This is a genomic window from Suicoccus acidiformans (assembly GCF_003546865.1).
Classification (GTDB): domain Bacteria; phylum Bacillota; class Bacilli; order Lactobacillales; family Aerococcaceae; genus Suicoccus; species Suicoccus acidiformans.
Genome location: NZ_CP023434.1, coordinates 330,784 through 345,538 on the forward strand (window position 1 = coordinate 330,784; position 14,755 = coordinate 345,538).

The 14,755-nt window shown below is 45.7% G+C and carries 13 protein-coding genes; 7 read left to right on the top strand and 6 right to left on the bottom strand.

Annotated elements, in window-relative coordinates; genetic code table 11:
• Positions 1-142: 142 nt before the first annotated feature.
• Together uvrC and CL176_RS01620 are read right to left on the bottom strand one after the other, a co-directional pair.
• Positions 143-1,996, bottom strand: coding sequence for an excinuclease ABC subunit UvrC (uvrC, locus tag CL176_RS01615; protein WP_118989740.1), 1,854 nt, complete (start codon positions 1,994-1,996; stop codon positions 143-145).
• Between the two features lie 12 nt (positions 1,997-2,008).
• On the bottom strand, positions 2,009-2,308 hold the full coding sequence (locus CL176_RS01620; RefSeq protein WP_118989741.1) for a hypothetical protein: 300 nt from the start codon (positions 2,306-2,308) through the stop codon (positions 2,009-2,011).
• A 1,145-nt stretch (positions 2,309-3,453) separates the two neighbouring features.
• On the opposite strand from CL176_RS01620, the gene CL176_RS01625 reads away from it, so the two are divergent.
• From CL176_RS01625 to map, 7 genes are all read left to right on the top strand, one after another.
• Positions 3,454-5,178, top strand: a complete 1,725-nt coding sequence (locus CL176_RS01625; RefSeq protein WP_118989742.1) for a M3 family oligoendopeptidase — start codon at positions 3,454-3,456, stop codon at positions 5,176-5,178.
• Positions 5,171-6,196, top strand: a complete 1,026-nt coding sequence (locus tag CL176_RS01630; RefSeq protein ID WP_118989743.1) for a Gfo/Idh/MocA family protein — start codon at positions 5,171-5,173, stop codon at positions 6,194-6,196. The genes CL176_RS01625 and CL176_RS01630 overlap by 8 nt, the downstream gene beginning before the upstream one ends.
• A gap of 98 nt (positions 6,197-6,294) precedes the next feature.
• Complete coding sequence (locus CL176_RS01635) at positions 6,295-6,852, top strand: dihydrolipoamide dehydrogenase (protein ID WP_118989744.1); 558 nt, start codon at positions 6,295-6,297, stop codon at positions 6,850-6,852.
• A gap of 13 nt (positions 6,853-6,865) precedes the next feature.
• Positions 6,866-8,215 carry a glutathione-disulfide reductase gene (gene gorA, locus CL176_RS01640; RefSeq protein ID WP_118989745.1) on the top strand — a complete coding sequence of 450 codons (1,350 nt, stop codon included), beginning with the start codon at positions 6,866-6,868 and terminating at the stop codon, positions 8,213-8,215.
• A 350-nt stretch (positions 8,216-8,565) separates the two neighbouring features.
• Entirely contained in the window at positions 8,566-8,811 is a 246-nt protein-coding gene (locus tag CL176_RS01645; protein WP_118989746.1) for a GlsB/YeaQ/YmgE family stress response membrane protein, read from the top strand.
• 143 nt (positions 8,812-8,954) lie between these two features.
• Positions 8,955-9,734: an acyl-[acyl-carrier-protein] thioesterase gene (locus CL176_RS01650; RefSeq protein ID WP_240430604.1), complete on the top strand. Its 780-nt coding sequence runs from the start codon at positions 8,955-8,957 to the stop codon at positions 9,732-9,734.
• Between the two features lie 15 nt (positions 9,735-9,749).
• Positions 9,750-10,523 carry a type I methionyl aminopeptidase gene (gene map / locus CL176_RS01655; protein ID WP_118989748.1) on the top strand — a complete coding sequence of 258 codons (774 nt, stop codon included), beginning with the start codon at positions 9,750-9,752 and terminating at the stop codon, positions 10,521-10,523.
• A 269-nt stretch (positions 10,524-10,792) separates the two neighbouring features.
• Here map and CL176_RS01660 read toward each other — a convergent pair whose 3' ends face one another.
• From CL176_RS01660 to CL176_RS01675, 4 genes are all read right to left on the bottom strand, one after another.
• Positions 10,793-11,752 carry a DUF697 domain-containing protein gene (locus CL176_RS01660; protein ID WP_118989749.1) on the bottom strand — a complete coding sequence of 320 codons (960 nt, stop codon included), beginning with the start codon at positions 11,750-11,752 and terminating at the stop codon, positions 10,793-10,795.
• Positions 11,753-11,924: 172 nt separating this feature from the next.
• Positions 11,925-13,040, bottom strand: coding sequence for a glycosyltransferase (locus CL176_RS01665; protein WP_240430570.1), 1,116 nt, complete (start codon positions 13,038-13,040; stop codon positions 11,925-11,927).
• A 5-nt stretch (positions 13,041-13,045) separates the two neighbouring features.
• The gene (locus CL176_RS01670) at positions 13,046-13,306 is read right to left on the bottom strand and encodes a hypothetical protein (RefSeq protein ID WP_118989750.1); all 261 of its coding nucleotides are present in this window, start codon (positions 13,304-13,306) and stop codon (positions 13,046-13,048) included.
• A 207-nt stretch (positions 13,307-13,513) separates the two neighbouring features.
• On the bottom strand, positions 13,514-14,749 hold the full coding sequence (locus CL176_RS01675; RefSeq protein ID WP_118989751.1) for an aminopeptidase: 1,236 nt from the start codon (positions 14,747-14,749) through the stop codon (positions 13,514-13,516).
• Between the last annotated feature and the right edge of the window lie 6 nt (positions 14,750-14,755).

Consider the following 14,755-nt stretch of genomic DNA (forward strand, 5'->3'; position numbering starts at 1 on the left):
CTAGGTAACTAACTGCAGTAACTCGGTGAGTTTTAGGCTGTTTCGTCGTCTTTAACCCATTGGATAAAGGTAAAGGCGAGTGTGAGAAATGTTGCAACGGCAGTTGCTAAACGGAAGAAATCGCGCATGATAAGGCTCCTTTCTATGATGTGGAGACGGTATTGGAATCAACAGTTGGTTCGCTTTCATTTAAACTTTCGATAATTCGTTCGGCGGTCGGCTTAGGAATACCAAGAGCAGTAATATCTTCAGTAGTCGCTTCACGAATACGTTTAAGCGATTTGAAGTGCTTGAGTAGTTTCGTCCGGGTCTTCGGTCCGACACCGGGAATGTCATCCAGAATGGAACCGAAAGTAGTCTTACTACGCAACGTTCTGTGATAGCTAATGGCGTAGCGGTGCACTTCTTCTTGAATTCTTTGCAATAAGTGGAAGGCTTCACTTCGGGGGTCTACCTCGACGAGTTCTTCGCTATATCCGTCCATAAGGGACGCAGTTTTATGGCGGTCGTCTTTGACCATACCGGCAACAGGGATGGCAATGCCTAATTCATTTTCCAAGACATCGCGGGCTGCTCGGATTTGTATCTTGCCCCCGTCCATAAGAATTAAATCAGGCAAGGGTTTCTCTTCCCGAAGTAGGCGACTATAGCGGCGTCGGATAACTTCTTGGGTAGCAGCAAATTCATCAGCGCCTTCGAAAGATTTGATTTTAAATTTGCGGTAGTTTTTGCGTTCAGGCTTACCATGACGGTAGACTACCATGCCCGAAACGTTATTGCTCCCTTGGGTATTGGAATGGTCAAAGGCCTCGATATATTCAGCTTGAGGGATGTATAGCAGCTCGGCCAGTTCTTGAACAGCGCCTTTGGTCTTTTTATCGCTCATTTCAATAAGGCGGAATTTCTCGTCGAGCTGAATTTTACTGTTCTTCTCGGCTAATTCCAAGAGGCTGCGTTTTTTGCCCCGGAGGGGGGTGGATACGGGTAAATCTAAGAAGTCTTCCAAAAGTTCATGATCAACATCGCTCGGCACGAGTATCGCCCGCGGCTTCAATTGGGCCTCCTCCTGGTAAAAGCGGGCAATAAAGGTCGTTACCTCGTCTTCAGGATTACCATAACTTGGGAAGATGGCTGCCTTCCGTTTCAAAATCGAGCCTTGGCGCAACATAAATACTTGGATGGACAAGTAACCGCGATCCATGCTGTAGTTGAAGACGTCCATGTTGTCGTAGTCTTCGCTCATAATCGATTGGCGCTCAACGGTAGTTTCAATATAATTAATCTGGTCGCGGAAATCAGCTGCCTGCTCATACTCCATATTCTCCGCTGCCCGGTGCATCTTCTCTTGCAGGGCTTGTTTAATCTCTGCCACATCACCATTGAGGAAACGGCGAATTTTGCTAATTTGCTCGGCATATTCTTCCTGGCTCACTTCATGGTCGCAGCAGCCGATGCACTGGCCGAGGTGGTAGTAGAAGCAAGCCCGCTTCTCATTCTTCGGACACCGGCGCAATGGATAGGCTCGGTGGAGGACTTGCTGGGTATTGGTGGCTGCATGGACATTCGGGAAGGGTCCGAAATACTGGCCACCATCTTTGACGACGTCACTAGTAATAATGAGCTGTGGATCTTTCTCTTTCGTAATTTTCAAATAGGGGTACATCGTCCCGTTCTTAAGCTTAATATTATATTGAGGCTTATATTCTTGAATCAGATTAATCTCAAGAATCAGCGCTTCTTTATCACTGTTGGTAATAATTGTTTCAAAATGGTGAATCTCTGAGACGAGTTTGGTTGTTTTAGTATCATGAGCACCTCGGAAATAAGAGCGCACACGATTTTTCAAATTCTTGGCCTTGCCGACATAAATAATTTCATCTGCCTGGTTGTACATGATATAGCAACCGGGTAAATCAGGTAGGAGGGTCAGCTTGGCTTCGATATTGGCTTTAATTTCAGCGCGACTTTCGCGCGGTGTATTAGATTGGTCAGTCAAATGAATCCTCCTTCAGTCTTTCTTGTGAGGGTATTCAAGATGGGCGGGGTAATCAGGTGCTTGGGCATATTTTGACGAAGATAAGTAGCGCTCAACGACAAACTGCTTCTGCTGATTGAAATGGCCATACACGCTAATTTCATCATCTGCTTGCACTTCATAGAGAAAAGTTAACGGTTTCTTCGCTATTAGGCAGTGAAGGCTTTGATCACTATCAACCCTAATTTTCGCGTAGGCCAAGACCGGTTCTTCTGCTTGAATCAGCTTTGCTTTCTCAACGATCCCTCGAAATGCTTCCTTTTGCCGCTCCAACTTGCTCCCTCCTTCCTTTATGTTTCTATTATACCGCATTTCTTAGCAAAAATAAGCCTAAAAGCTCAAAGCGTTCGCCTTTTGTTCAGGGATTGCCTTAAGCGACTTAAACTTGTGGGCTTGTCTGAATGAGCTACGTCAGGCTAATCGGTTGTGGATTACTTCAATAATAGTCGGTAATACTAGAGTAGTTATGGTTACAGACCGAGATTTCCTTAGCTATTGCTGATAGTAGCCTAAAGCAAGGGCCGCTTTAGGCTATTCGATTCAATCCGACGAATTGCTTGTCTACTGGGTGGGTAGACGGCGAGGGACTATGAAAGGACGACGGTAGACAGGATTTGTTGAGCTGGATTCCGTCGGAAACGGTCTCCACGGAATTTAGCGAGGATTTTATTCCGTGGGACCACTGCTCCACGACATTTTCACCCAATTTTATTCCGTCGGACCACTTTCCCACGGAATCCCGCCGCATATATAAGGCAGAAACGGCGAATAAGAAGGGGCTCAGCCACGGCCCACAGCCGTGGCTTCCCTATTGCTAATTGAAAGGTAGCTTAAAGCCACACTTGCTTTAGGCTATCTGATGCGCCGGTGTGATGACGAACGCAATAAGTAAGTAAAACGACGTTCCAGAAACGCTTCTCTGCTCATCTCGATTCAGTGGGAAACAGCTCCCGCTGAATAATTTTCGCTATTTATTCCGTGGGAGCACTTTTCCACGGAATTTTTCCCGCAATTTATTCCGTGGGGACACTCTTCCACGGAATGTTGCCAATTTTATTCGACAGTACCTCAGATTATTTAAGCTACTCGCTGTAGCTACGTTAGAATTTGTACAGCTATTAGGATTGGTGTTGGTTGGGAAGCATCAGGCGCAAAGTTCCGCCAACACCTTTGAGAAATGAGCCCAGTCAGACCGCAATTCTTAGCAATTAGAGCGCGTTAGAGCCAACCCTTGAGCTATTTTCAAGCGATTCTAGTAGGGGCGATGTTTTTTATTATATCCACTGGTTTCCTGCAGAATTCGCTTGATTAAGAAACTATGTGATATAAGTATTTTGGGTAAATTTAAGGGTATAAGATGTTCGTCTCAGGGGTTTTAGGCTATAATTAAGAAGAATGAATTAGAAAGAAGGGATCACATGAATTTTACGGATTTCCCCTATATAAGACCAGATTTGGCAGCGCAAGAAACTACCTTTCAAATAGCGCTGCAAAAGCTTAAGGATGCAGCCAATTTAGATGAGGCGCGCTTGGCTGTTGCGGATATTCAGGGCCAGCAGCGTCATCTGGAAAGTATGCGGATGTTAGCAAGTATTCGGCATTCGATTGATACGAAAGATGCATTCTATGCCGAGGAGGCGGCTTTCTGGGATGAACATCAACCGCTTGTGGAGGGCTGGTATAGCCAGTATTATCAAGCGATTCTAGCCTCGCCTTACCACCAGGATATGCCTGATTTATTGCCAGATACCTTCTTCAAAATGGCACAACAACATTTGCGCACTTACAGTGATGAGATTGTGCCACTACTACAAGAGGAGAATCAGCTGGTAACAGCGTATGAGCGTTTAATTGCAGCTGCGGAGATTCCTTTTCAAGGGCAAATGTATAATTTATCAGGCTTAGGGCCGCATATGCAAAGTACGGACCGGGCTGAGCGTCAGGAAAGTTCACAGGCCTTCTGGGGTTATTACGCAAAGCACCGGGATGAACTAGCGGATATTTATGACCGTTTAGTAAATGTGCGTCATACAATGGCCCAGCAATTAGGCTATGCTGATTTTGTCGAGATGGGCTATGATCGGATGAACCGATTGGACTATGACCGACAGGATGTGGAGGTATATCGTCAAGAGGTGCTAGCTCATGTTGTACCCCTAGCGTCCAAGGTGTATGCAGCCCAGGCGGAGCGCTTAGCGGTAGACCAGTTAGCTTACTATGACCTAGCCTTGGAGTTTCCTGAGGGCAATGCCGTGCCTGAAGGTACGGCGGAAGAAATCGTCGCCAAAGCGCGGCAAATGTATCAGGAAATGTCACCTGAGACAGCTGAATTCTTTGACTTTATGTTGCAACATGGCTTGATGGACTTGGAAACTAAACCGGGCAAGCAAGGTGGGGGCTACTGCGAGTATTTGCCGGAATTCCAGTCACCCTTTATCTTCTCCAACTTTAACGGAACTTCAGCGGACGTGGATGTCTTAACCCATGAAGTCGGCCACGCCTTTCAAGTCTATTCTTCAAGGCATATCACAGCACCTGAGTTGATTTTCCCAACGTCAGAAGCAGCGGAAATTCACTCGATGAGTATGGAGTTTCTGGCCTGGCCTTGGATGGAGAACTTCTTCGGCGAAGGGGTTGAGCGTTACAAATATAGTCATTTAGCTAGTGCAATTACCTTTATTCCTTATGGGGTGCTGGTGGATCATTTCCAACATGAAGTGTACGAGCATCCCCAGTGGACGCCTGAAGAGCGTGAGGCAGCTTGGCGCCGTTTAGAAAAGCAGTACACACCTTGGCGGGATTATACGGAGTCAGCTTTTCTCGATGTGGGTGGCTATTGGTACCGCCAGCTACATATCTTCTCCGACCCTTTCTACTATATTGACTACACCTTAGCCCAAATGGTTGCCCTACAATTCTGGCAAAAAAGTTTTGTGGAAGAAAGTCCAGCAACCTGGTCGCAATATTTAGCCATTTGCCAAGTGGGTGGGACTAAGTCCTTCTTAGAGCTCGTGACTTTAGCAGATATGCAGTCACCTTTTGAGAAGGGGAGTTTGCAAGAAGTGATTAGAGTTTGCGCTGATTATTTAAAGACCGCGCATGAAGGCTTTATGGGGCAAGAGGGAGGTGAAGGGAATGCTTAATGTTGGAACGATTGGAACATCGATGATTACCGAGCAATTTATTGAAGCGTGTCAGTTGAGTAATTTATATCACGTCAAAGGTATTTATTCGCGTAGTGAAGCCAATGGCAAGGACTTGGCGACGATTTATCAAGCAGATTACTACACGAACGAGTTGAATAATATGCTGTATGATCCGGAGATTGATGTGGTTTATATTGCCAGCCCGAACAGCTTGCATTTCGAACAGGCCATGCGAGCTATTCAAGCAGGCAAGCACTGCATTATTGAAAAGCCCATGTTCACTTCAGTAGAAGAGTGGCACGAAGCCCATGAACAGGCCAAGAAGATGGGGGTCTATATCTTCGAAGCAGCCAAGCACATCCATAACCGGAACTACCGCCGTTTGAAAGATCTTGTCAAGCATAAAATGGAAGAACGCGAGCAACCCTTTCTAGGCGCCAATTTCAACTTGGGTCAATATTCCTCCCGCTATGTTTCCTATAACCATGCGATGGAGAAAGAAGAAAAACCGGAAAATATCTTTAACTTGGAATTTGCCGGAGGAAGCCTGATGGACTTGGGTGTTTATCCGATTTATGTGGCAGTAGACTTATTCGGCTTACCTCAGACGGTCCGCTATAATGCAATGAAAGGGCCTAATGGGGTGGATTTGCTCGGGACGATTGTCTTGACCTATCCGGATTTCCAAGTGCCGATTTTCTTATCGAAGGCAGTGCATTCGATTCTGCCAAGTGAGATATACATTGATGATGAAACGATTGTTATTTATGACATGACCACCATTGCCAAAGTTGATTTAATCAACCGGCAAGGGGATGAGGCGACAATTATTAGCTACCGCCCAGAAAATCAGCTCTACGATCAAATTGTTACTTTCTATGAAGTCTTAACGAAACCTGATGATTTGCGCTTGCAACTTATGTATGAAGATTGGAAGCAATTAAGTCTGTCAGTAGCCCAGACAATGGAGCTCTTACGCAAATCAGCTAAGATTCGTTTCCCTTTTGAAAAGTAAGTTTTTGAAGTTTTCGAGGGGATAACTTAAGCAATCTAGTTTGTCCCTTAAACAATCTATAGTAGACTTAGGGTGACAGGGCAAGGAGGGAAGATTCGGTGAAAAGACGTAAGAATAAATACCCAGTTCACCTACAGCCGAAAACTTGGTACGGGTTGGATCCGAAGTTCTTCCAGCCCTATCGCAAATATGTCAACCGTGAGAAACCGGGCATTTGTGGAACCTATGTGAGTGCAGCTCTCTTACATAGTGTCATCCGTTTGGACCGTGATTACGAATTAGATATGGATAAGCTTATTCAAGCCTTGCGCCCACTTGTCGATGGCCGGCATTTCTATCCGGGAACTTACTATTGGGATTTGGTGGGCGGCTTGAATGAATTACTTGAAACTGACGGCCATTACCGGGCTCGCTGGCATTGGCTGAGTGATCCAATTGTGCTGAAGATGTTGAATGATGAGCGACCTTTGCCTGTGATTGTTGGCGGGCTGAAGCCTTTAGGTAATCATTACGGCAACCATTGGTTGCTAGCTTATCGTTATGGCTATAATGCTGAAGGTAAGTTATTTTATCGCTGTTATGACAACCATGGCCGAATTCATGCAGTAGTGGCAGCTAGTCAGACTTTGCCAGCCGTTTGGCTAGAGCGTATATAGAAAGAGGGATACGATGAAGAAATATGATTTAATCACGATTGGTGGCGGCAGTGGCGGTAGTGGCGCAGCTAACCGCGCTGGGGAATATGGTAAGAAAGTGGCCATCATTGAGAATTGGGATATTGGTGGAACCTGTGTGAATCGTGGTTGTGTGCCTAAGAAGGTGAGTTGGTACGCAGCGACAATAGCAGATGCTATTGAGAAATATGGACCTAATTATGGCTTTACCGCCGAAGACGTTCATTTCAATTACCAAACCTTTCTAGAAGCCCGAGATGGCTATGTAGGACGCTCTCGTACGGGCTATGAGAATAACTTTAACAAGAATGGCATCGATTTATATCGGGGTCATGCCCGCTTCGTCTCCAATCATGAGATTGAAATCAATGGTGAATGTATCTATGGTGAGCATATTATTATTGCAACTGGCCGTCGACCACGTCCCTTGGACGTTGAAGGCGCAGAGTTAGTAGAATATTCTGATGATGTCTTCAATTGGACAGAGCTTCCGCAATCAGTACTCTTCTATGGCGCAGGTTATATTGCCGTTGAATTAGCGCAAGTGTATAACAGTCTCGGTGTAGATACTTCCTTAGCCTTCCGCTATGATCGTCCTTTACGTAGCTTTGACCGCATGTTAACTGATAATCTAATGGTGGCCATGGAGTCCAGTGGTTTAGGACTTCATCCCTATACGCATATTGACTCCTTCCGCCGTAACCAAGACGGCCAGATTGAGTGTCTAATGAACGGTCAAGTGTGTATTACCGTAGATAAGGTGGTTGCAGGCATCGGTCGTGTACCAAACACAGAAGACCTTGGCTTAGAGAATACGGACGTTAAACTCGATGAAGCAGGGCTAGTTGTTGTCAACGACAAGCACGAGACAGATGCCGCGGGCGTCTATGCTATTGGGGATGTGATTGATCGGCCGAATTTGACACCTGTAGCGATACGGGCAGGGCGCCAAATTTCAGAATATCTCTTTAATGACGCGCCAACTTCGGCTATTGAATATGATAATATTCCAACGGTTATCTTCAGTCATCCTCCAATTGGCACAATTGGCTTAACCGAAGAGCAGGCCATTGAAGAATACGGTGAAGGCAACATTAAAGTCTATACCAACCGTTTCTTCTCCATGTACGCCTCTGCAGGCGGTTACCGGGAAGCGTGTGACTTTAAATTAGTCTGTTTAGGTGAGGAAGAGAAAATCATCGGCTTGCACGGGATTGGCCAAGGTGTCGATGAGATGATTCAAGGCTTTGGGGTTGCCATGAAGATGGGCGCTACTAAGAAAGACTTTGACTCAGTTATAGCCATTCATCCAACGGGAGCCGAAGAATTTGTAACAATGCGTTAGGGTGAGATTATTGAGCGATTATGCTCTTTGAAAATATAGCGTGTCTACAGTAGCTGCTAAGAGGGTGTTGCAAAAGCATCCTCTGGCAGTTGTTTTTTAGTTTAGCTAGTAAAGGAGATTGCTATCCTGTCTGGAAGATTTCTGTAAGGGTTGGAATATCCTAAGATGGTTTTGAGGAAAGACTATCTGACGCGCACCTTTCAAGGCCATGGTTGACAGTATCTAGTGTTGGGTTAGTGCGAATAATATAGGCGAAAGGCATATCATTGGGAATCCCCTCATTTTTGTTGTATAATAATGCTAACAAGATATGAGTATCTTGATTAAATAAAAGAGAAGAGGTGGCAATTATGGGATGGTTATGGTCTTTAATTGTCGGTGGTGTAATCGGATGGGCAGCTGGAGCAATTATGGGACGCGATATTCCTGGTGGAGTAATCGGTAATATTGTTGCTGGTTTCCTAGGTTCATGGATTGGTAACACATTCATGGCTGGCTTTGGCCCACAAATCGGCGGATTCTTTATTATCCCGTCAATTCTAGGCGCCGTGATTCTCATCGCGATTGTAAGTTTCGTATTGAAACAAATGAATTAGTGGACTTATATTTATACTTAGAGAGCTCCTTCGGGGGCTCTTTTTTAGCTTGGCCGAAAAACATTATGCCATATGTGACGAATACCATAAAACTATGTTACAATAGGGTGAGCTTATTTATGAAAGAGGGATGCAGGTTGGCAGTGGTAGATTTATCGGACATGCGTGTATATTCGATGCCTTTTACGGTTGATGAATCATATATTTTAGCAGAGAGTGGCCGCATTGACTTGGCTAAATTAATTCACAATGCCCTTGTGGTCTCCGGGGCACATGATCAAGCTGTCCATGAGAAGCTGGATGATCAGGTGAAAGGTGAAGCGGATATTTGGGTAATTACCCAGTATTTAATTCATGTATATAAGGCGCCGAAAGTGGGCGATGAGCTGCAAATTACCACGCGGGTAACGGATGGGAACCGCTTCTTGATTCGACGTTATTTCGAAGTATTATGTGATGGGGAATTGCTGATGGATATTCATACGCAATATGCTGCGATTAATTTCCAGACCCGTCAGATGAGTAAAGTGAATGCTGATTTGGTGAGGCAGACGGATTTATTGGATGATAGTTTGCCAATGCCGGCTTTTGAGAAGTTGCAACGGGTGCCTGATGTAGAGGGCTTGTCACGCTTTGACTATCTACCCCAAGCAGACGATATTGATGAGAATCAACATGTGAATAATCTAGTCTATTTGCGTTGGTGCTACGCTTCATTGGCAGCTGATTTTACCGCAACACATACACCTATAAAAGTAGAGGTCAAATACGGTAAGGAGATTCTGCCGGAAGACTATATTCACATCGATACCCTTATGCAAAGTTCGGCCAGTGAAGTGGTGACCCAGCATACGATTCATAATACAAGTAAAGAGACCGTGGCCTGTGATGTGCGTATCACTTGGCAAGAAATAAATGAATAAAGATTGGAGATTGATATGATAACCTTAAAATCAGAACGTGAAATTCAAACGATGGATGAATCTGGCCAATTGTTAGCCAGTATTCATATTGCCTTGCGTGATTTTATTAAGCCTGGTGTAACAACGAAGGAGATTGATCAATTCGTACAAGAACGTATTGAAGCTGGCGGTGGAATTGCTGCCCAGATTGGCTATGAAGGCTACAAGTATGCTACATGTACGAGTGTCAACGATGAGATTTGCCACGGCTTCCCGTCAGACCGGGTATTAAAGTCAGGAGACATTGTTAAAGTGGACTTCTGTATTGATTATAACGGCGGAATTTCAGACAGTTGCTGGTGTTATGCAGTCGGTGAGATTGATCCCGAACATCAACGTCTCATGGACGTTACTTTAAAAGCTCTCTACATTGGTATTGAACAGGCCAAAGTTGGTAACCGCATCGGCGATATTGGGCATGCTATTCAAACCTATGTGGAAGGCGAAGGTTTCGGCGTTGTGCGCGACTTTATTGGCCACGGTATTGGCCCAAGTATTCACGAAGAGCCGGCCGTTCCTCATTATGGCTTAGCTGGAAAAGGCCTTCGTCTGAAGAAGGGCATGACCATTACTATTGAACCGATGGTTACAACTGGAACCTGGCAAATGCAAATGGACAATAATGGCTGGACTGCCCGTACCCGCGATGGGGGATACTGTGCTCAGTATGAACATAGCCTTGTGATTACCGACGATGGACCGTACATTATGACGGACCAAGATCGGGCTGAAGCGAATTTAGCACAGTAACTTGGTAATTTTAAAGCACGCAATGCATCAAACTAACCTTAGGTTGAGTTAGTTTGATGCGTTTTCCTATTTATTCGAGGGAGGAGCAAGTTTGGGTGTGGAATTATGTGGGGCACTTATGCGTGGGTGCTTTGCATGAGCTTAAAGAGAACCAGGTCAAAGATATATCGCATGAGGATGCGCTTTGGTAATCCTCAATGACAAATAACAACGCATCGTATGACTATAGAAAAGTGGATACGATGCGTTGTTCATTAAGTTGTTGTGCGTTATTTTTGAGGTAGGCTGAACCATCGTTTAGCTGTGGAAGTACTGGCGTTTTTGGCGGCCGAGGCGGCTTTCTTGATGATGGATTTGCTGTTATCTTTAATGATGGTGCCGAGATATTTCAAGGCTTCGGTAGAAGCCGAGCGACGCACCTTCTGGCGGTTCAAGTCTTGATTACTACTTAAATAGGCTTGGGTGATGAAACCAACGCGTAGGGTTAAGAAGGCATTGACCGCTCCTTCCATAATGGAGCTGACAATGAGGTTCGCAATAGGCACCATGCCAGGGATTGCTGAAGCGATGCTTTCACCGAGGACACCAGCAATCAGAGGCTCCAGTTGGTCTTCAATTAAATCGGCGTCTTCTATGGTTCGAGCCATAAAGACGACGCTCCCCACTTGGCTGTATAGCTTCAAAAAACTGCCAAGACTTGGCCGAGTTTGGTAGATGCTGGCCAGTTGCCATACTAAGCGAATAAGGGTAAAGAGTACAATAAAGCTATCTAGGGAACCATTCTGGGAGATGGCGGTGGTGAGAAAGATAGCATTCGCATTCTCCTTAATGATCGGTAATGTTATGTCGTTTAATTGGGCAAAGGCTTCAGAAATATAGGCTTCTTTGCCTTCTTGCTCTGTTTCATTGCAAGGGTCGACGATATAAGGATTTTGGTCAAGTTGGCTAATAATAACGTCGAGATAAGCCATATAAGCATCTTCATCAGCATCTTCTGCTAGCGTTAAGGTTGGCTGGTTATGCCGCAACAATTGCCCCAGTTTAACCAAGGCCCAGAGTAGTAGCCCTGCTAGCATAACAACGCCACCGATGGCAACATAAGGATGCACTTGCCTCAAGGCTTGATAAAGGCCGAGGAATTGATTGATAATAAAGACAGTAAAGACAATGGCCAGAATGCCGACAAGAAGCTTACCGATTCGCTTCAAATCATTCCACCATGATTGCATAAGCCCACTTCCTTCCTTTCAAGATTCCTCTATAAGTATAACGCCAAGAAAGCTTGATATAAAGCAAAAAAGCCTCAGACTGGCCAAAATCAGTCTAAAGGCTGAAGGTGAATTTGCCTGGTGGCTTATTGAGGCTACCGATGAAGCGACGCTTACTAGCTGTCTCAATTCGTCATACGATTTCCCGATACAAAGACAAATACTGCTCGTGAATTTCATTCCAGCGAAAGTTGCCACTGGCTTGGACGGCCTGGCTCGATAGCTTATCATAATGGCTTTGGATGTAATCGAGTGCTTGGTGCAGGCCGGCTTCATCGGCCTTATCCACACTTACCCCGACAGTATGGTTAGGGTAGAAGCTGTCGAATCCTTCCCCGGCTGTGTATATGACAGGTAGGCCTTGGCTCATTGCTTCAACGTATACTAAACCAAAGGTTTCCGGAGAGGATAACATGGCGTAAATATCCATTGTACGGTAGAGTTCGCGAAGCTCTTGTGGATTTTTGGCGCCGTGGTAGGTGACATGGGGGTATGCTTGCAAATTTGCCAGAATACCGTCTTCCCATTCGGGACCAACAATATGCAACTCTACCGGCTTAGGGTAGTTAGCCGTCATCTCAGCGAGTTGCGGGAAACGCTTAAGTTTCATTACTTTCCCCACAGAGATGATGCGCAAAGGCTCATGCAAATCATCCCTCGTCTGCACATGAGTTTCTTCATGCCAGAAATCACCAATGCCGTTAGGAATTACCAAAGTTTTGGCAGCTAGTTGAGCCTGGTCAGCTTCAGGGATATAAGTACCGAAGACTTCCTGATAAGTTTTGCGCGAGATAAAGACGATTCGCTCAGCTTCTCTAAGAATATTTAGCCCAATCGGACGCATCCAGGGCATTCTACGGAAGAAAGTGCGGACATCTGTATTTCGCACAGCTACAACGTATGGTAAGCCTGCATGTTGTTTTACTTTCCACGCCAGCCAGCCATTGGAGAACAGGGAATGAGCATGGACTAGGCCATAGTCTTCAAAGTGATAGCGCTGTTTCAAATCACGCCAAATTTTCTGATGTTTGAGGTGGAAGATGTAACGATCGCGCTCTTTAAAAGGGCGTACCACTTGGCTATAGTCCCCTTTGGCAGCCAGCCGGTCTTCGGGGTATTCTTCAGCAATGGGCACGTAGACAGATATGGGTAAGCCATAAGCTTCTTGCCGGTCATAGAGTTCTTTAAATAGGCCTGATGTGGAGAAATAAGAATTCAGGTGAAGCAGGCCTTTGGGTTTAGAATTCACGGGGTTCACTCTTGGCCACCTTCTAAGACTTCCACACGCGATTCTAACGCTTCAATACGCTCTAAAAGCTCAGCTTGCTGGCTCGCTTGATCAAGCGTTAGCTCCTGACTGCCGAAGATATTCGTGACGAAATAAATCGTCACAAAAACAAACACCAGTAAAACAACAAGAAACAGCCAATTATTCCGGTCTAGTCGCTGGTCAAGCTGATCAACCTGCTTGGCAATCTCATCTTCCAAATAGCTTCGTTTCGGCTCCTGGCTCATGTTCATCCTCCTCAAAAATACAATCAATACTAAATCTCTGCGATGCTTTGGGCTAATACTAAGGCAAATGACCATCCTGTTGACTAATCACGTCAATTTCCGGTAATTTGCCTTCCTTTAGGCCAAAGAGGGCGTTATTGAACTATTACCGCCGTCCCTTCCACTTAAGGCGATTATTTTTCGCGCACCTGTTATATATTGGGCATATTAAATGACCCAGGCTCCTTGGCGGAAAATAGGGATTCTTTGCCCGTCTTGGGTAATGCCATCAATGTCCATCTCGGCGGACCCAATCATAAAGTCAACATGGACGGTTGAGCGGTTCAAGCCAGCTGCTTCCAATTCCTCTTGGCTCATTTCGGTCCCCCCTTTAACAGACGTTGCGTAGGCTTGGCCGATGGCTAAGTGATTTGAAGCATTCTCGTCAAACAGGGTATTGTAGAAAATAATTCCTGATTGAGAAATCGGTGATGCATGCGGCACTAAAGCAACCTCACCGAGAGCTTTGGCACCCTTGTTGTTTTCAATCAGACGGTGTAAGGTTTCCTCGCCTTCCTTAGCACTTGCTTGGACAATCTGCCCATCTTCGAAATGGAATACCATGCCATCGATGACGGTCCCCCCGTAGCTAAGGGGCTTGGTGCTAGAGACTACGCCTGAAGCTTGGCGGAAGTCTGGAGCGGTGAAGACTTCTTCTGTAGGCATATTAGCGATAAAACTTTCGCCTTGCTGGTTCACGCTACCGGCACTTTCCCAGACATGGTTGTCAGGTAAGCCGAGGGTAAAGTCAGTGCCTGGCGCTGTATAATGTAGCTGGGCGAATTGCTGTTTATTTAAATAGTCTGCCTTGGCTTGTAAAGTTGCTTCATGTTCATCCCAGGCTTGAATAGGGTCAGCTTGGTCAACCCGGCAAGCTTTAAAGATATGTTCCCACAGAGCGTCTAAGGCTGCTTCCGGGGCTAAGTCTGGAAAGACGAGTTCGGCCCAGGCTTGGCCAGCCCCTGCGACAACGAGCCAGCTAACTTGATTGGCTTGGGTTGCCAGACGAATCTCTTGCATGGCTTTGGCGTTGGCTAGGTTAGCTGCGCTAATTTTGTCAGGATCAATGCCGTTGAGAGCATTAGGGTTCGATGAGCGCAAGGCAATACGCTTCGCGCGCTTATTCAAGAGGTCATGCGCTTCGTCCACCTTATATTGAGGAATGTCAACCAGAGTCTCAGTATCTTGATAAGTATAGTGGGTCCGAGTAATCGCATCATCGTTCCAAAAAACGACGACTTGCTTCGCACCAGCTTTGTAGGCCGCTTCAGTCATGAGTCGGGTGAGCGGGGCTTGCTCAAGGTCGGCGGAGATTTGTACATAATCACCGGCTTGGACGTTGACCCCTTTTTGGATAATTAGTTGGGCGTATTTGCTGAGTAATTCATTAAAGTTGTCTAACATAGCTGA